This window comes from Sphingobacterium sp. B29 (genome assembly GCF_001952815.1).
Classification (GTDB): Bacteria; Bacteroidota; Bacteroidia; order Sphingobacteriales; family Sphingobacteriaceae; genus Sphingobacterium; species Sphingobacterium siyangense.
The window spans coordinates 2,364,053-2,381,558 of record NZ_CP019158.1; the positions used below are offsets into that span (position 1 = coordinate 2,364,053).

The following is a 17,506-nucleotide window of genomic DNA, read 5'->3' on the forward strand; positions in this document are numbered from 1 at the left end:
CAGCGAAAGATTACATAATTGCAAATAAGTACAATTTTAAAGTTTAAAATTGTACTTTTATTACCATTCTGTTATTATTTTTGTCAACGAATTGGAATAGGCATAAAACGGGGGCCTAAATGGAGGAGAAGTATTTTTAATTGGAACAGTAAGATTGATGATCACAGGCGAGAGTAAAAAGTTTATTGATATACGTGAAGTTATTCACAAAAAAAATGCGGGGCTTGCTAAATGGATTCCGTCTTTTTTACTTAATTATTTAAAAAGGACAATTCATGAAGACGAGATAAATGATATTATGACGCGCTTTGCAGATCTTCAAGGCTTGGATTTTGTTGATGCATTGATCAACGATCTGGATGTCAAGGTCAATTTGTATGGGGCAGAAAATATTCCCGTATCCGATCCGGTTATTTTTGCGTCCAATCACCCTTTGGGAGGATTGGACGGTATTGCATTTATGCACGCTATAGGTAAGTATAGACGCGATGTGAAGTTCTTGGTTAATGATATTCTTTTAAATATAGGTAATTTGAGGCCTTTGTTTGTCGGTGTCAATAAGTTAGGGGGGCAAGGGAAACAGGCGATCTCTGCGATTGAGGAGGCCTATGGAGCGGACGATGCGCTACTGGTATTTCCTGCAGGTTTGGTTTCCAGAAAACAAAACGATGGTCGTATAGAAGACCTCGAATGGAAAAAAAGTTTTATTAGCAAATCAAAAAAATATAAAAAAGATGTCATTCCGGTGTTGATTGACGGTAAAAACTCTAAGTTTTTTTATAATTTTGCAAGGCTTAGACAGAAATTGGGTCTCAAGGTAAACATTGAAATGTTATATTTACCGGATGAAATGTTTGCCCAACGCGGACATACCGTCAATATTATAATAGGAGAAAGAATCCCTTATACAGCGTTTGATCAATCAAAAAACGAAAAAACTTGGGCTGAGGAAGTGAAAAGAAGGGTTTATGGATTGGCTCAAGAAAAATAGAATTTATGCAAGAAATTATACCTCCAGTTGATAGAGAATTATTGAAGACCGAATTGAATAAAGACGTCTTCTTACGATATACCAACAATGGAAATAACGAGATATATTTAATCAACTATCATAATTCGCCAAATGTCATGCGTGAAATTGGGCGTTTGCGAGAGTTGACTTTTCGTGGAGCAGGGGGAGGTACAGGACTTTCAATTGATATCGATGAAAATGATACATGCGAAGATTGTTACGATCAGTTGATCGCATGGAATCCCGAAGATGAAGAAGTGGTTGCCGGTTATCGGGTAATCAAATGTGCTGAGGCTGGTGAAGTAAATGGTATACCCAATTTATCGACAGCACATTATTTTCAGTTTTCCGAATTGTTCACGAACGAATATCTACCTTACACCATAGAATTGGGAAGATCGTTTGTACAACCTAAATACCAACCGGCCATCGACAATAGAAAAGGAATTTTTTCTTTGGACAATCTTTGGGACGGTTTAGGGGCTTTGGTGATGCTTAACCCTGAAATTAAATACCTCTTTGGTAAAGTGACCATGTATCCACATTACAATAAAGATGCACGGGATATGTTGCTTTATTTTATGGATTACTATTTTCCTGATCATGATAAATTGGTGCTTCCTCTTCCGGAATTGGAAATCAAAAATGATTACGAACGTTTTGTAGGGGTGTTTGATGGACTGGATTATAAAGAAGGATATAAGGTGTTAAATAGTCATGTGAGAGCATTAGGCGAGAATATTCCACCGTTGATAAATACCTATATGAACCTATCGCCTACGATGAAATCATTTGGCACTGCGCGTAATGACGAGTTTGGTACGGTAGAAGAAAAAGGTATACTGATTGTAATTGATGATGTGTATCCTGTGAAAAAGGAGCGTCATATGAATACGTTTGATCGGGATCGTGAATACGGTCATAGAAAACCCAAGCGTGGATAACAAAATAAAGGGGGATTCGATTATTGAATCCCCCTTTATTTTGTAGGCACAGCGACCTTGATTAGGCCGGTTTTATACAAGTATAAAATGCAAAGGCTAAAATGGCGCCCAAGATCGGTCCTAGGATTGGAATCCAGGCATAAGACCAGTCGGAGCTTCCTTTTCCTTTGATTGGCCAAAGGGCATGAAATAAGCGCGGCCCCAAATCCCGGGCTGGATTGATGGCATATCCCGTAGTTCCACCCAGCGAGAGGCCGATCGCCCATACGAGAAATGCGACGGGTATAGCACCAAGAGAGCCCATGCCAATTGGAGCTGTTTTTCCGTCGACGGTCACATCTTGTCCTGTTATGAAGAAAATGACAAAAATCAAAACAAAGGTTCCAATAATTTCACTTGCCAGATTTGTTGACGTATTACGAATGTTGGGTATCGTCGCGAAAACACCAAGTTTGGTGGTTGGGTCTGCCGTTGCATCGAAATGGTCTTTGTGCATGATGTAGGTTAACATGGCGCCACAGAAACCACCGGCAATTTGCGCGAGAATATAGCCGGGTACTTCCATCCAAGGGAGACCATGATTGAGAGCGACGGCAATGGTTACCGCAGGATTGAGGTGGGCTCCGGTATAGGGGCCAGCAAATACAACACCGACATAGACTGCAAGTGCCCATGCGGTGGTGATTACAATCCATCCTCCATTTTCTCCCTTTGTTCCTTTCAAGATAACGTTGGCCACAACCCCATTACCTAAAAGAAGGAGGAGGGTTGTGCCGATAAATTCTGCTAAATAATGGTTCATGCTTGTTGGTTAGTTTTCCGTCCAGTACTGTAATGCTTTGACACCCTTGGTCCAGAGCTTAATGATCTTTTTTGTTTGCTCTTCTTGCTCTGCTTCAGGTTCAAATATACGATCCTGTGCCCAAAACTTTGATATCTCGTCCTCATTTTTCCAGAATCCCACGGCCAGTCCTGCGAGGTATGCTGCCCCCAAAGCTGTAGTTTCTGTGATTTTAGGGCGTACAACTTTGCTGTTAAGCACATTGGCCTGAATCTGCATGAGTAGGTTATTTGCCGTTGCACCGCCATCTACACGTAGTTCTTTGATCGGTATGCCACTATCCGCTTCCATTGCTTGCAGTACATCACGTGTCTGGAGGGAGATTGCCTCTAGTGAGGCGCGTGCTATATGTCCATTGGTGGTTGCGCGCGTCAGACCAAATAGCGTCCCTTGTGCACGAGCATTCCAGTACGGCGCTCCCAGTCCAGCAAAGGTAGGGATGAATGTGAGGCCGCCGTTATCCTTCTCTGTAAGTGCTAATTGCTCTACGTCCGCTGATTTGTAGATGATGTTGAGATTGTCGCGTAGCCATTGGACCAGTGCGCCACCGATAAAGATACTTCCCTCCAAGGCATATTCTGTTTTCCCGTTGATTTTCCAGGCGACAGTAGTTAAAAGATTGTTTTTTGAACGGATTGGTTTATCACCGATGTTCATTAACATAAAGCATCCTGTACCATAGGTGTTTTTGACCATTCCTTTTTCAATACATTGCTGTCCGAAAAGTGCTGCCTGCTGATCGCCGGCAATTCCTGCAATCTTGACTTTGTGTGCAAAAATGGTTGTCCGGGATTCTCCATATATTTCACTGCTTTCTTTTACTTCGGGCAGCATGGCAGCGGGGATGTCAAATAATTCGAGTAGCTCCTTATCCCATTCCATGCTATGGATGTTAAAGAGTAAGGTGCGGGAAGCGTTCGTTACATCTGTGATGTGCGCATCGCCACGGGTGAGGTTCCAGACGAGCCAAGTGTCAATAGTTCCACAGATTAATTCCCCGTTTTGTGCTTTTTCCCGTGCACCCTCCACGTTATCCAGAATCCATTTTATTTTGGTCGCAGAAAAATAGGGGTCTAATATCAGGCCTGTTTTCTCCTGGATCAGCTCATGTTTTCCGGAGCTGCGTAACTCGTCGCAATAATCTGCGGTGCGTTTATCTTGCCATACAATGGCATTGTAGATGGGTTTTCCTGTTTCTTTGTCCCAAACAACCACAGTTTCGCGTTGATTGGTAATACCAATGGCGGCAATATTTTTGCCGTTTAATCCTGCCTTTGTGGTTGCTTCTGCTGTGACACCTGCCTGCGTTGACCAGATTTCATGTGGATCATGTTCGACCCATCCCGGTTGTGGGAATATTTGTGTAAATTCCTTCTGGGCAACGGAGACTATATTTCTGTCCTTATCAAAAATTATAGCCCTGGAGCTAGTGGTGCCTTGATCCATTGCCAAGATGTATTGTTGTTCCATAATTGAGTAATTGAGTATTGCTGGTTATTTTTTTGTATTACTTTAAGATATAATTTTTTGCAACTTTTTGAAAATGCGCTATTTGATCATTTTGCCAATTTTGATCTTTTTCCAGCTCCTGTGCGAGTATTTTTGCGACTTCAGGAGCAGCTTCAATTGCAGCTTTCGCATCAAGAAATAGTATCCGTACTCGACGGGATAGGACATCTTCCACAGTTCTGGCAAGTTCATTGCGTGCCGCCCAAACAACTTCAGCCTTTTTGAATTCAAGATGTGCTATTAATTTTTCGTTCCATTCCGGATTTTCCTGCGCCAATGCGTTGATCGCTTCTTGGTCGGCGCCATAAATATACATATGATTGCTTCTGTCTGATGTCGGAATGGCGCTATAAATCTTTTGAGTGGTAGACCGGCTTTCTTTTTGTGGTAAACAACCGATTTTTATCGCTTTGTCGATGGTGTCTTGGCCCATTCGACGGAATGTTGTCCACTTTCCACCCGTTAAAGTAAGTAATTTGGAGTCGCTGACGATAACCTTGTGGCTTCGTGAGATCTCTTTGGTTTTGTTGGAGTTGCCTGTAGGAGCTGCTAGCGGACGTAGGCCGGCGAATACGGCCAATGCATCCGCTCTTGTTGGTTGTTTTGTCAGGTAGCGTCCCGCAGTTTTCAGAATAAAATCGATCTCCTGCTCCAAAGCTACCGGTTCAAGGCTATGCTCGTCTATTGGTGTGTCCGTTGTTCCCACAATGACCCGATTGTGCCAGGGTACCAGGAAAAGGACCCGTCCATCATCCGTTTTTGGAATCATAATGGCATCGTCGCCAGGAAGAAACGATTTATCAAATACCAGGTGAACCCCTTGGCTGGGGCGTACCATTTGTTTTGCTTCCGGTCTGTCCATTTTTAGGATGTCATCGACAAATATTCCTGTAGCATTGATAATAGCCTTGCCTTGTATGGTGAAAACTTCCCCCGTTTCGGTATCATTAGCGATGACACCATTTATTCGTCCATCGCTGTCTTTGGTGAGGTTATTGACTCTTACGTAATTCAGCGCGACGCCGCCCATTTGTATACAGGTTTGCGCAACGTTGAGCGCAAGTCTTGAGTCGTCAAATTGTCCGTCTTGATAAACCACGCCGCCATATAGCCCTTTAGGTCTAACGGTGCTTATGCGGTTAAGGGTTTCTTCTTTGTTAATATGAATGGATTTTCCCAAGCTTAATTTACCTGCCAGCAGGTCATATATTTTCATTCCTATGGTATAGAATGGGCCATCGAACCAACTGTAATTGGGGATGATAAAGGACTGGTTTTTGACAAGATGGGGAGCGTTTTTTTGAAGTAGACCTCTTTCGTGAAGCGCTTCTTTAACCAGGGCGATGTCGCCCTGAGCCAAGTAACGTACACCACCGTGAACAAGCTTCGTTGCTTTGCTCGAAGTTCCTTTTGCAAAATCAACCTGCTCCAACAAAATTGTTTTGAACCCTCGGCTTAAGGCATCTAATGCAACACCCAATCCGCTGGCACCGCCACCTATGACGATAACATCCCATGCGCTCGTATCTCTTATTTTTTCTATCAGTTTTGACCTTTTGAATTCTTGGTGTTTCATTTTGTTTCGTTTTGGATTTTTGTAGTGAATCTTCTGTACTTGTTTTACTACTTCCTTTATACTAAGTTATGCTATATTTGTTGAATTTTAAAGGAAATTAAATAATATTTATGTTAAGGTAAGGTGTTTGTTTTTGTTTTGTTTTGTTTTTATTTTAGCAAAAGAAAGTCTTTGTGGTTTTTACCAGTGCCAGGATATGGGGCATCAATAGGTTATTTTTTTTACTTCTCCCCAATGGAGTTGTCTTTAATATTGACTGTATTCTGACCGCCTAAGCTAATGTGTGTACGACTTAATCGCGTTTTTATAAATCCGCTGAAATAAGGTCTGTTGTGATCTTGGGTGTTTTTTTTCATGGTCAATAGCTATATAATGTTTAACCATTATGTGCTGCTTATGTTTTGGTTTGGGAAAATGATTTTGTAATTTTAGATCACTATTTAATTTATTTATGATGAGAAATATAAGATTATTACTGTGTGGAGCTATTGTGTTTTTTGGGGCGGTACTCGTACAGTCCAAAGCGTTCTCACAGCAGCTTACTACAGCTCAGGATGTTTCAAAGCCTTACAATCCAGACGCTAATGCACAGAATGATATTGATCAACTATTGGTTCAGGCAAAGAAAGAAAAGAAAAATATCATCATCCAGGCTGGTGGGAATTGGTGTGTCTGGTGTTTACGGTTTAATGATTATATCCATAATACGGCGAGTGTCGACAAGTTGTTAAAGAGTCATTTCCTCTATTATCACCTCAATTATTCAAAAGAGAATAAAAATGAGGCTGTGTTTCAAAAATATGCTCCTGAAGGGAATAAACTAGGTTATCCATTTTTTATTGTTTTGGATAGAAATGGAAAAACATTGCATGTACAGGAGAGTGGCAGCCTGGAAAAAGGGAAGGGCTATGATGAAGAAAAAGTGCTTAATTTCTTTAAAGCTTGGGTCGCAAAATAGCAATTGTCGACTTCGGGATTTCTAGCTGCGCTAAAGAAGAAATACCCCGCACTTCTTTCCTGCATGGCGATATAACATAATCTGAAGGATTAGTACCTCTGCTTCGTACCTGCTTCGTACCTGCTTCGGACGATCAACAGATCTTGTACAAATGTTGTACAACTATTGAACAGTCTCTGAACAGAAAAAGTCTGCACAGTACTTGGTCAACAGCTGTAGCCGAATTGGGGAGCTCCGAACGTGGTCCGAAGCAGGTACGAACACAATACGAATAAAAGCCAGCTGCCGTGGCCATTGTCTTATACTGAAATAGGTTTACATTTACCGAACAGATTACTATATAGATTTTACATTCTATTTTTTTCTACTGGATATAGTTGTCATTGTCTGTTTTCTTACTATTATCAGTTGTCCGTTCCCTGACCACAGTTTCCCTGGTTTTACTGCGGAACTTTTTTGACTCAGCGTTACGTCTTTGAAACACTTTGGGAGTTTTTTGGTTCTGCCATTGCTGATGTGCCTGTTGGGGAGACATCATATTGCAGGACATATGTGGCCTAAAATGATTGTATATATTGACTGCCTTGACCAGCTGTGCAAGTGCCGTTTTGTAGTCTGGAAAGGTCTCAGCCATGCGATATTCGCTTTTTAGGATGCCATTTAGCCTTTCTGCCACGGCATTGTCGTACGGGCTTCCGGATTGTGTCATGCTTATTGTAATCCTATTTTCCTGCAATATAGTGACATAATTTGTACTGCAATACTGGATGCCGCGATCGGAGTGGTGGGTCAGATCGCTCTGTGGATACATTCTATGTGATATTGCCATCCTGAGCGCTGATATACAGGCCTGTGCTGTTGGCCTGTGCGTAAGTTTGTAGCCCACGATCTTTCGGGAATAGGCATCTGTGACCAGGCACAGGTAGATCCATTTGTCCCGGATGCGGATGTAGGTGATGTCACTTACCCATATCTGCTCGGGACGCAGGGCCTGCCTGCGCTGCACAAGGTCGGGCCACTTTTTGAAACGGTGGTCGGACTGGGTGGTGATGGCATACCTGCGTTTGCATTTGACCAAAAGGTCATTTTCGCGCAACAGTCTGAAGAAAGCGTCCCTTCCCAGTCCAACCATCGCACTACCCATTTCTTTGACCAATATGCTGCGGAGTTTAAGGGTACCCATGCGATGGGAGTCCTTCCGAATTTCACGTACCCGCGCCAGCACAAGCCCGCTGCGAACGGAGTATTCCTGTTCTCTGCCCATATATTTATAGTAGGATTGCCTTGTTCTGCCAAATAGTCCACAAAGTCTGGAGACCGAAACATTCTGGTAACACGACTTCATTTCTTGGACGATTTGGCCCCAGACTTTTTTACAAAATCAGCCCCATGGAGCTCCTCCGCTTTTTTGATCAACATCTCCAGGGCAGTAATTTTGAGGTTCGCCTGGAAGAGTTCATCCCTGAGATCCTGCTCATTTTTCAACCCGGTATCTTCTGGTTCAACAGTCTGGGAAACTTCCAGCTCCAGATTGCTTTCCCACTGCTGGTACCATTTTATAAAATACCGCGGAGTGGCTTCCCCCGGAAGATTGTACTTCTGGGCAAGTTGCGAATAACTCAGCTTGCCGGCAAGGTATTCTCTGGAAACGAGGATCTTGAAGCTATCGCTGTAAACTTGCTGTCCCCCTGATTTACGTTTTGTCATACGCTTTTTCATAATATTAAATTTAAGATTTTAATATTCGGTTTTTGTAAACCTTTTTCAGGAATGGACACATGTTCAGCATCGTTTGCGTCGTCTCCTTAACGATGTTGTCTTTGTCTGTGGTTTTGGCTTTAATTTACGTCCGATTGTAAATAATGAGGGATAGGCTGAAAATAAAAAGGTCTCGTTCCTACGATCGAGACTTTTATATGGGCTTAAAACCATTCTTTTTCTACAAGGATATTGTAATCCCGCAGTTAAAAAGAGGTCTTGCTCCTGTAGAATATCTTATTGATAGCCTAATAATTTCATGACTTGTTTGGAGTTTTGCTCCTCACCAAACACCTCATAGTTGAATGTTTCATCTCTATTGCGGCGTACAAGCACATGTTTGGGTGAAGGGAGTAAGCAGTGGTGGATTCCACCATATCCGCTTAATACATCTTGATATGCTCCTGTATGAAAGAAGCCCAAGTACTGTACCTTACGGGTCTTCGGCATAAATACCGAGTTCATGTGTGCCTCCTGATTGTAGTAATCCTGCCCATCGCATGTGATTCCACCTAAATTGACGCGTTCATATTCTGAATCCCAGTTATTGATCGGCAATAGAATATATTTTTGATTCAATGCCCATACATCCGGTAAATTTGTAATGAATGAACCGTCAATCATAAACCAACGTTCGCGATCGTTTTGTTGCTTGCGTCCCAAAACTTTATAGAGAATACCTGATGCTTCAGCAACAGTATATTTGCCAAATTCAGTAATAATATCTGGTTCCATTACTTCATGGTGCGCACAGATTTGTTTGATACGATTGACAATCTCATTGACCATATACTCGTAATCAAAGTCGTGTACCAGTGAGTCCTTAAATGGCATCCCACCACCGATATCTAGGGTATCTAAATCCGGATTTACTTTCTTGAATTTACAATATAAAGTAACGTATTTCTCTAATTCGTTCCAGTAATACGGGGTGTCCGAGATACCTGAATTAATGAAAAAGTGAAGTAACTTTACTTTAAAGTTTGGATTGTCGGCGATCTTGTTGTTATAGAATTCAACGACGTCTTCTTGGCGAATCCCTAGGCGAGATGTATAGAATTGAGAATCTGGCTGCTCTTCGGAAGCAACACGGATACCTAAAGCACAAGGCTCATCCAATTCGATTTCATCATCATAAAGGTTAAACTCCTCTTTGTTATCCAGTACCGGTATAATGTTTTTATATCCGTCGTGGATCATATCGACAATATATTGTTTGTACTGGTAGGTTTTGAATCCATTACAGATCACTGTAATGTCTTTCGTTACCGTGCCCTGTCTTTCCAATGAATCGATCATCGGCATATCAAATGCAGATGAAGTTTCCAGGTGGATATCATTTTTCAAAGCTTCCTCTACGATGTGCTTGAAATGGGATGATTTGGTACAATAACAATATTTGTAAGATCCGCGATAGTTGTGTTTCAGAATTGCGGTCTGAAAGAGGATTTTCGCTTGCTGAATTTTTTTGCTGACGATTGGCAAATAGGTAAAACGTAACGGCGTACCATACGTTTCTATCATTTCCATTAAATTCAAATCGTGGAAATACAATTCGTCGTCGATGATTTCGAATCCGTCTTGCGGAAAACCAACACTTAAGTCAAGAAATTCCTGATAGCTCTGCATTTTTTATTATTTTTGCAAAGATATACTTTAATGGTGAATACCTAAATAAGGAATGTTATTTATTTCCAATTCACTATCAGGAAGTTGTAAAAATTACAAAATCATTAAATGGCAAATTCTATTCAAAAGCGACTTGTTGAAGTCACTGTACAGGCAGTAAAAGAGCTTTACAATGCAGATATTTTAGAAAATCAAATTGCTTTACAAGCTACCCGAAAGGAGTTTGAAGGACAAATTACAATCGTAACTTTTCCCGTAACGCGCTTTTCGAAATCTTCTCCGGAACAAACCGGAAAGGAAATCGGTGCATATTTGCAACAGCATATTGCTGAAATATCGGATTTCAATGTGATAAAAGGCTTTTTGAATATTGTTCTCTCCGATGCTTACTGGATCACGTTGTTGAATCAGACCATAACGGCGAAGGACTTTGCTGTATTTCCTGCGAATGGAAAAAAACTGATGGTTGAATATTCTTCGCCAAATACCAATAAACCGCTGCATTTGGGGCATATCCGTAATAATTTATTAGGATATTCTGTTGCGGAAATCCTAAAAGCTTATGGTTATGATGTGATCAAAGCAAATTTGGTGAACGATCGCGGTATCCATATTTGTAAGTCGATGTTGGCTTGGCAAAAATTTGGTAACGGTGAGACTCCCGAGTCTACTGGACTTAAAGGAGACCACCTTGTCGGAAAATATTACGTTGTCTTTGACAAAGCATATAAACAGGAAATCGAGGCATTGAAGGCTGAAGGGCAGACCGAAGATGAGGCAAAGAAAAATGCACCTTTGATGAAGGAGGCACAAGCGATGTTGCAACAATGGGAAGCAGGTAATGAAGAGGTGATCTCCCTTTGGAAAACCATGAACAGCTGGGTGTACGCCGGGTTTGAAAAGACCTACAAACAATTAGGCGTCGATTTCGATAAATACTATTATGAATCCAATACATACTTGTTGGGTAAAGATATTATTCAGGAAGGTTTAGATAAAGGGGTTTTCTTTAAAAAAGAGGATAACTCCGTATGGATTGATCTAACAGACGAAGGATTGGATCAGAAGCTTGTGCTTCGTGGCGACGGTACTTCTGTCTATATTACACAAGATTTGGGGACAGCACAATTGAAATATGATGAATTCAAAATGAATGATTCTATTTATGTTGTTGGTAACGAACAGGATTACCATTTCAAGGTATTGTTCTTAATCTTAAAAAAACTTGGTAAAGCTTGGGCCGACGGATTGTTCCATTTATCGTATGGGATGGTCGATCTTCCTTCAGGTAAAATGAAATCACGGGAGGGAACAGTTGTTGACGCGGATGATTTAATGGCTGAGATGCTTAAGACCGCTCAGGAACGTACTGAGGAACTTGGCAAGACTGAAGGATTGGACGAGGAATCAAAAGCCGTTCTTTACGATACGATTGGAATGGGCGCACTGAAATATTTTCTATTGAAGGTGGATCCTAAAAAACGCCTCTTGTTTGATCCAAATGAATCTGTCGATTTTCAAGGTCATACCGGACCGTTTATTCAATACACACATGCCCGTATCAAATCTGTTTTGAGTAAGGCTGAATTCGATTTTGACAGTGCTGTGTCTGTGCCGGCGACGATTTCTTCTTACGAACGTGATTTAATTCAACAACTGGGTGCATTTCCGGAGATCATTGAAGCTTCTGCACAAGAGTTCAGCCCTGCACAATTGGCAATTTACATCTATGAGGTAGCCAAGTTTTATAATAAATTCTATCATGAAGAAACCATCTTGAAAGCGGAAGATCATGATGTGAAAAACTTTAGATTGCACCTTTCGGCTTCTGCGGCAAAGGTTATTGCCAAAGGGATGAACTTATTGGGTATTCGAGTACCTGAAAGAATGTAATACTATGAAGAAAATTCGCGTAGGACTTATTGGTTTTGGAATTTCAGGTCAGGTTTTTCACGCTCCCGTGATGCGTTCGATAGCCGAACTGGATCTTGTTAAAGTGACCGCTCGGAAAGCAGATCAGCAAAGTTTGCTAAAGGAACGCTATCCACAGGCAGAAATTGCTTTGTCTGCAGATGATATTTTTAATGATGCAACCATTGATTTAGTCGTGGTTGCAACTTCCAATGAAATGCATTATCCTTTCGCAAAACGTGCTTTGGAATCGGGGAAACACGTTGTTGTAGAAAAACCCTTTACCAATAGCGTAGAGCAGGCCGATGAGCTTATCGCTCTGGCTAAGGAGAAAAATCTGATCTTGGCACCTTACCATAATTTAAGGTTCAACTCAGACTATCGGACAGTGGAGAAAGTGGTCAAAAGTGGAAGGTTGGGACGGATTGTAAATTTGGAATCCAGGTTTGATCGTTTTCGTAATTATTTGCGACCTAACGCATGGCGAGAGGAAAATTTACCGGGTTCGGGAATATTTTATGATCTTGGGCCACATCTCATCGACCAGGCTTTGCAGTTATTTGGAAAGCCGCATGCTGTCTTTGCAGATTTGGTTGTTCAACGAGATCATGCCAAAACCATTGACAATTTCGACTGCCTATTGTACTATGATAATTTGAGGGTATCTCTGAAAGGTTCTATGCTTGCAAAAGAACCCACGCCACGTTATCGTGTCTTTGGAATGAACGGAAATTTTGTAAAATATGGTGTCGACCCACAGGAAGCTTTACTGCGTGATGGTAAATTTCCGGATGAGGATCCAATCTGGGGACAAGAAGACCCAAGTCTATACGGCAAGCTCAATATCGTTGAACAGGGGAATGACATTGAAGAAATGATTCCTTCTGAAATAGGTTCCTATCCTGATTTTTACCAGAACGTTGCGGATAGTATATTGGGGAAAACTACCTTGATCGCGTCGGCAGAGCAGGCACGCGATGTCATTAAGATTATTGAATTGGGATATCAGAGTCAATTGGAACGAAGAGTTGTTTCTGTTGAAAATACATTGATTGCTTATTAGATTGTTGCTGTGAGTATACTATACGATGCTATCATTATTGGGGGCGGAGCCTGTGGTTTGATGTGTGCAGCCCAAGCAGGGCTGATTGGAAAGAAGACCTTGGTGCTTGAACGAAACGATAAGGTCGGCGCGAAGATCTTGATTTCCGGAGGTGGACGCTGTAATTATACAAATATCGGTAATAGTCCCGCCAATTTCATTTCTGAAAATCCAGATTTTTTACATGGTATATTCAAACAATGGACAGTGGATGATACCATTACATTTTTTGAACAATATGGTATTGTAGGGCATGAAAAAACACTGGGCCAGTTGTTTCCAGAGACCAATAAAGCAAAAGATATCGTTGCTGTATTTTCAAAAATTTTATACGAGACAGGGCAGGATATTGCATTGAATACCTTGGTGAAATCGGTAGAAAAAAACGATAAGGACTTTGTGGTGACGGTAGAAAATGCAAAAGGTGAGTCCCGATATCATGCACATAAAGTTGTTATTTCTTCCGGTGGGCTTCCGGTCCAAAAACTCGGCGCTTCGGACTTTGGATTACGCTTAGCCAAACAATTTGGTTTGCATGTCGTCGGTACAGCCCCTGCATTGGTCCCTTTGACAATAACTGGAAAAGATGCTGATTGGTATAGTTCTTTGGCTGGAAATTCGGTGTTCTCGAAAGTTTCTGTTGCCGGAATGTCTTTTGAAGAGAATATTCTCTTTACACACTGGGGATTAAGCGGACCTGCAATTCTTCAGATATCAAGTTATTGGAGACCTGGACAGGAGATTACGATTGATCTACTGCCTAATTTTAATTTAGATAATCTGATTAAACAGGAGCGGCAATACGGCGGGAAACGACTTGTTTCACAATTGCTAAACGATTATTTCAGCAGAAAATTGGTCGATGCTCTTGGAAAATTTCTAGCATTGGATACCAAAATTGCCTCACTTAGTAAAGCTGATGCGAAAATGATTGTCGATACTATCCATCGCTTCAAGGTAAAACCTGCGGGAGATAAGGGGTATGATAAAGCGGAGGTTATGCGTGGAGGAGTTTCAACGGAAGAACTACACCCCAAGACCTTAATGTCTAAAAAAGTTGAAGGCCTTTATTTTGGAGGGGAGACTGTTGATATTACGGGATGGCTTGGCGGTTATAATTTCCAATGGGCTTGGGCTAGCGGTTATGCCATCGCCCAAGATATTTAGGCATTTTGGAGAGGTAGCGAGAGGGCTTGAATTTTACTTTTTATCGACAGATTTCTCAGCATAGAGTTGTGTCGCAGCAGCCAAGCGCTGTTTTATTCTCGTTTGTAAATTTCTTGGGGAGAGTACTTTAATGGATTCGCCAAAACCTAAAATTTCTCTTTCCAGTTCAAAGTTAAGTACAACATCGATACGAATTAAGATTGAACCATCCTCCTTTTTGTCTAAAATCTGCTGTGACGCATGTAAGGGTTTTGTTGCTACATAAGGTGCATTTTTTGCATTGACTTGCAATATCACCCGGTGTCCGCGGTCCTTTTGTGTCTTCGTTACGCCTATGGTATCCGAAAAGTAACGTTCGAAATCGACCCCTGTATATTCCCTGTATGAATTTTTACCCATTTCCTCAATGGCATTGATCCGATCGAGCGCTAGTGTCATCAATCCTTCACTCTTTTTATGGTGACCAATTAGAAACCATCGATTACGATATTCTTTTAAGAGATAGGGGGAGAAAATAAGATCCTGCTGTTGTGTTGCTTTGAACGATTGGTAGCTGATCAGGAGTGGCGTTTTTTCACGAATGGCTTGATGCAGTGGACTGATAAAAGAAAGGCCTTTTAGCAGATTGTTGCTTTCCATTTGTATAATAGAAGGTGAATTGTCCTTTTTTGTATGGATGCTATCTTCAAGTCGTGCGACGATATCGCTCATTTCATCAAAGCTGGAGAAACCGCTCACATGCTTAAGTACCTCTACAGCCTCCTTCATTTTTTGCATGTCACCGACGGAAATCGGTGAATTGCTAATGCTATAGTTGGGATCTTCATAGGTGTAGAATTTGCGGTGCGAGACGACAATAGGGGCATTGTAGCCGAGCTTATTGCTACGCATGAGTTGAATATCACCTTGTATGGTGCGTTTACTTATCCCATTTTTGATTCCTTCAAATTCATAGAGTGCATCGGAAACCTTTTCCATAAGATCTTCCAAGGTCCATTTCCGATGTCGTAAACGAAGACAATGGTCAATCGTTTTATAACGTATAAGAGCTAGTTTATTGAGTGCCATGCTTTTTTTTGATAGATTGAAAATACAAAAACTTTCTTTATCTGCGCAAGGTAATTGCGTAGATTTTTATGCCTGTGATTCAAAATGAATGGTCTTTTCGAAATTGAAAAGAAATTCGGGTTTATCCGAGTAAAATAGCTACTTTTGCGCAGAAGCAAACTGGTTCTATCGCTGCTCTTTTTTGGGAGGAGAGGAAAGTCCGGGCAACATAGAGCAACACGCTTCCTAACGGGAAGGCTGCTATGAAAATAGTAGACAGAAAGTGCCACAGAAAATATACCGCTTTTCGGAGTAAGGGTGAAAACGTAAGGTAAGAGCTTACGGTCTTATATGGTGACATATATTACGGTAAACCTCGTGTGTTGAAAGACCAAATAGGTTGCGAAATTCGAAGGCTGCTCGTCTTCTTTCAATTTATTGGAATTCGTAATGGGTAGGTTGATTGAGTTTGTCAGCGATGGCAAATCTAGATAAATGATAGAAATTCCACTTCGGTGGTCTACAGAACCCGGCTTACAAGGTTTGCTTCTTTTTCGCTAATTGCCAAAAAAACATTATATTGATTCCCATAATTGAAAAAATAGCATAACTCTCGATTTATGAGTACAATTTTAATCATTGATGATGAGCGCGCCATCAGAAGTTCGTTGCGTGATATCTTGGAATATGAAGATTATACGATTTTGGATGTCGACAATGGTCGGGATGGATTAGATATTTTAAAAAAGGAAAAAATAGATCTTGTCCTTTGTGATATCAAAATGAATACGATGGATGGGATGGAAGTTTTGGCGGAAGCACACCAAAGCAGCCCGGATATCCCGTTTATTATGATCTCCGGACATGGTACGATTGAAACAGCTGTTGAAGCAGCGAAAAAAGGAGCATTTGACTTTTTAGAAAAACCGCTGGACCTGAATAGATTATTGATCACGGTTCGTAATGCACTGGATAAAAGTTCTCTAGTCACAGAAACCAAGGTCCTGAAACGAAAAGTTAGCAGCTCGAAAACAAAAGATATACTGGGTGAATCGGGGGCTATCAAACGTATTAAGGAAACAATTGACCGGGTTGCACCAACAGAAGCCCGTGTATTGATTACCGGGGCGAATGGCTCGGGAAAGGAATTGGTTGCACGCTGGTTACATGAAAAGTCAAATCGTGGACAAGGCCCATTGATCGAAGTGAACTGTGCCGCAATACCTTCTGAATTAATCGAATCAGAATTATTCGGGCATGAAAAAGGATCCTTCACGTCGGCTATTAAACAACGTATCGGGAAGTTTGAACAAGCTAGCGGTGGAACATTGTTCTTGGATGAGATCGGTGATATGAGCCTTTCAGCGCAAGCTAAAGTGCTAAGGGCATTACAAGAGCATAAAATCACGCGAGTGGGGGGCGACAAAGAAATTGACGTCAATGTCAGGGTAGTAGCTGCGACCAATAAGGATTTATTGAAAGAGATAGAAGATGGTAATTTCAGAATGGACTTGTATCACCGTCTATCTGTCATATTGATCCATGTGCCAGCGTTAACTGATCGTGTCGATGACATTCCTTTATTGTCCACAAACTTCTGTGAAGAGATCTGTATGGAATACGGGATACCTGTAAAGGAAATTACTACTGCTGCAATGCGGGAATTGAGTCATCTTCCTTGGACAGGTAATATTCGGGAATTGCGCAATATGATTGAACGTTTAATCATTTTGAGCGACAGGTCGATTACCGATAAAGATGTTGTTGCCTTTGCTAATCCTTCCCGCGAACCTGTGAATGGCATAGCTCATGAAAAAGGTACAGCAAATTACGGATTGGATATGGACTCCTTTGATTCGTTTCAAGATTATAAGGACCATGCGGAGAAAGAATTTATAAAATATAAATTGGAAAAGAATAATTGGAACGTCTCCAAGACGGCCGATGATCTTGATATTCAACGTAGTCACCTGTATAGTAAAATAGAGAAGTTCGGTCTAAAAAGGGATTAACCGTTTAGTGAAATTTTAGTCTAGCAGCTGTGAGCGAAAA

At 41.3% G+C, this 17,506-nt stretch carries 15 protein-coding genes and 1 other RNA gene; 8 read left to right on the forward strand and 8 right to left on the reverse strand.

Annotated features, from left to right (window positions below):
* The first annotated feature begins 157 nt into the window (after positions 1 to 157).
* Positions 158 to 991, forward strand: coding sequence for a 1-acyl-sn-glycerol-3-phosphate acyltransferase (locus BV902_RS09805; protein ID WP_075991768.1), 834 nt, complete (start codon positions 158 to 160; stop codon positions 989 to 991).
* A gap of 5 nt (positions 992 to 996) precedes the next feature.
* The gene (locus BV902_RS09810; protein ID WP_075991769.1) at positions 997 to 1,956 is read left to right on the forward strand and encodes a GNAT family N-acetyltransferase; all 960 of its coding nucleotides are present in this window, start codon (positions 997 to 999) and stop codon (positions 1,954 to 1,956) included.
* 61 nt (positions 1,957 to 2,017) lie between these two features.
* Here the strand turns inward: BV902_RS09810 and BV902_RS09815 are convergent, their stop codons facing one another.
* From BV902_RS09815 to BV902_RS28445, 4 genes are all read right to left on the reverse strand, one after another.
* Complete coding sequence (locus tag BV902_RS09815; protein ID WP_075991770.1) at positions 2,018 to 2,758, reverse strand: MIP/aquaporin family protein; 741 nt, start codon at positions 2,756 to 2,758, stop codon at positions 2,018 to 2,020.
* Positions 2,759 to 2,767: 9 nt separating this feature from the next.
* Positions 2,768 to 4,267 carry a glycerol kinase GlpK gene (glpK, locus tag BV902_RS09820; RefSeq protein WP_075991771.1) on the reverse strand — a complete coding sequence of 500 codons (1,500 nt, stop codon included), beginning with the start codon at positions 4,265 to 4,267 and terminating at the stop codon, positions 2,768 to 2,770.
* Positions 4,268 to 4,304: 37 nt separating this feature from the next.
* Positions 4,305 to 5,882: a glycerol-3-phosphate dehydrogenase/oxidase gene (locus tag BV902_RS09825; RefSeq protein WP_075991772.1), complete on the reverse strand. Its 1,578-nt coding sequence runs from the start codon at positions 5,880 to 5,882 to the stop codon at positions 4,305 to 4,307.
* Positions 5,883 to 6,103: 221 nt separating this feature from the next.
* Complete coding sequence (locus BV902_RS28445) at positions 6,104 to 6,238, reverse strand: hypothetical protein (RefSeq protein WP_257787017.1); 135 nt, start codon at positions 6,236 to 6,238, stop codon at positions 6,104 to 6,106.
* Positions 6,239 to 6,333: 95 nt separating this feature from the next.
* Between BV902_RS28445 and BV902_RS09830 the strand changes: the two genes are divergently transcribed.
* Complete coding sequence (locus BV902_RS09830; RefSeq protein WP_237242063.1) at positions 6,334 to 6,840, forward strand: thioredoxin family protein; 507 nt, start codon at positions 6,334 to 6,336, stop codon at positions 6,838 to 6,840.
* Between the two features lie 364 nt (positions 6,841 to 7,204).
* On the opposite strand, the gene BV902_RS09835 is transcribed toward BV902_RS09830, so the two are convergent.
* The 3 genes from BV902_RS09835 to BV902_RS09845 all read right to left on the reverse strand — a co-directional run bounded on the left by BV902_RS09835 (position 7,205) and on the right by BV902_RS09845 (position 10,227).
* The gene (locus BV902_RS09835) at positions 7,205 to 8,185 is read right to left on the reverse strand and encodes an IS3 family transposase (protein ID WP_157625994.1); all 981 of its coding nucleotides are present in this window, start codon (positions 8,183 to 8,185) and stop codon (positions 7,205 to 7,207) included.
* Positions 8,182 to 8,559, reverse strand: a complete 378-nt coding sequence (locus BV902_RS09840; RefSeq protein ID WP_075991775.1) for a hypothetical protein — start codon at positions 8,557 to 8,559, stop codon at positions 8,182 to 8,184. Before BV902_RS09840 ends, BV902_RS09835 begins: the two co-directional genes overlap by 4 nt.
* A gap of 276 nt (positions 8,560 to 8,835) precedes the next feature.
* On the reverse strand, positions 8,836 to 10,227 hold the full coding sequence (locus BV902_RS09845) for an arginine decarboxylase (protein WP_046675638.1): 1,392 nt from the start codon (positions 10,225 to 10,227) through the stop codon (positions 8,836 to 8,838).
* A gap of 108 nt (positions 10,228 to 10,335) precedes the next feature.
* On the opposite strand from BV902_RS09845, the gene argS reads away from it, so the two are divergent.
* The 3 genes from argS to BV902_RS09860 are packed head-to-tail and all read left to right on the forward strand — an operon-like array spanning position 10,336 to position 14,407.
* Positions 10,336 to 12,120 carry an arginine--tRNA ligase gene (gene argS, locus BV902_RS09850; protein ID WP_075991776.1) on the forward strand — a complete coding sequence of 595 codons (1,785 nt, stop codon included), beginning with the start codon at positions 10,336 to 10,338 and terminating at the stop codon, positions 12,118 to 12,120.
* Between the two features lie 4 nt (positions 12,121 to 12,124).
* Positions 12,125 to 13,201, forward strand: a complete 1,077-nt coding sequence (locus BV902_RS09855; protein WP_075991777.1) for an oxidoreductase — start codon at positions 12,125 to 12,127, stop codon at positions 13,199 to 13,201.
* Positions 13,202 to 13,216: 15 nt separating this feature from the next.
* Positions 13,217 to 14,407: an NAD(P)/FAD-dependent oxidoreductase gene (locus BV902_RS09860; RefSeq protein WP_075994700.1), complete on the forward strand. Its 1,191-nt coding sequence runs from the start codon at positions 13,217 to 13,219 to the stop codon at positions 14,405 to 14,407.
* A 33-nt stretch (positions 14,408 to 14,440) separates the two neighbouring features.
* On the opposite strand, the gene BV902_RS09865 is transcribed toward BV902_RS09860, so the two are convergent.
* On the reverse strand, positions 14,441 to 15,475 hold the full coding sequence (locus BV902_RS09865; RefSeq protein ID WP_075991778.1) for a helix-turn-helix transcriptional regulator: 1,035 nt from the start codon (positions 15,473 to 15,475) through the stop codon (positions 14,441 to 14,443).
* 152 nt (positions 15,476 to 15,627) lie between these two features.
* Between BV902_RS09865 and rnpB the strand changes: the two genes are divergently transcribed.
* Positions 15,628 to 16,007, forward strand: an RNA gene (gene rnpB / locus BV902_RS09870) — RNase P RNA component class A.
* A 67-nt stretch (positions 16,008 to 16,074) separates the two neighbouring features.
* The gene (locus BV902_RS09875; RefSeq protein ID WP_075991779.1) at positions 16,075 to 17,466 is read left to right on the forward strand and encodes a sigma-54-dependent transcriptional regulator; all 1,392 of its coding nucleotides are present in this window, start codon (positions 16,075 to 16,077) and stop codon (positions 17,464 to 17,466) included.
* The last annotated feature ends 40 nt before the right edge of the window (positions 17,467 to 17,506 follow it).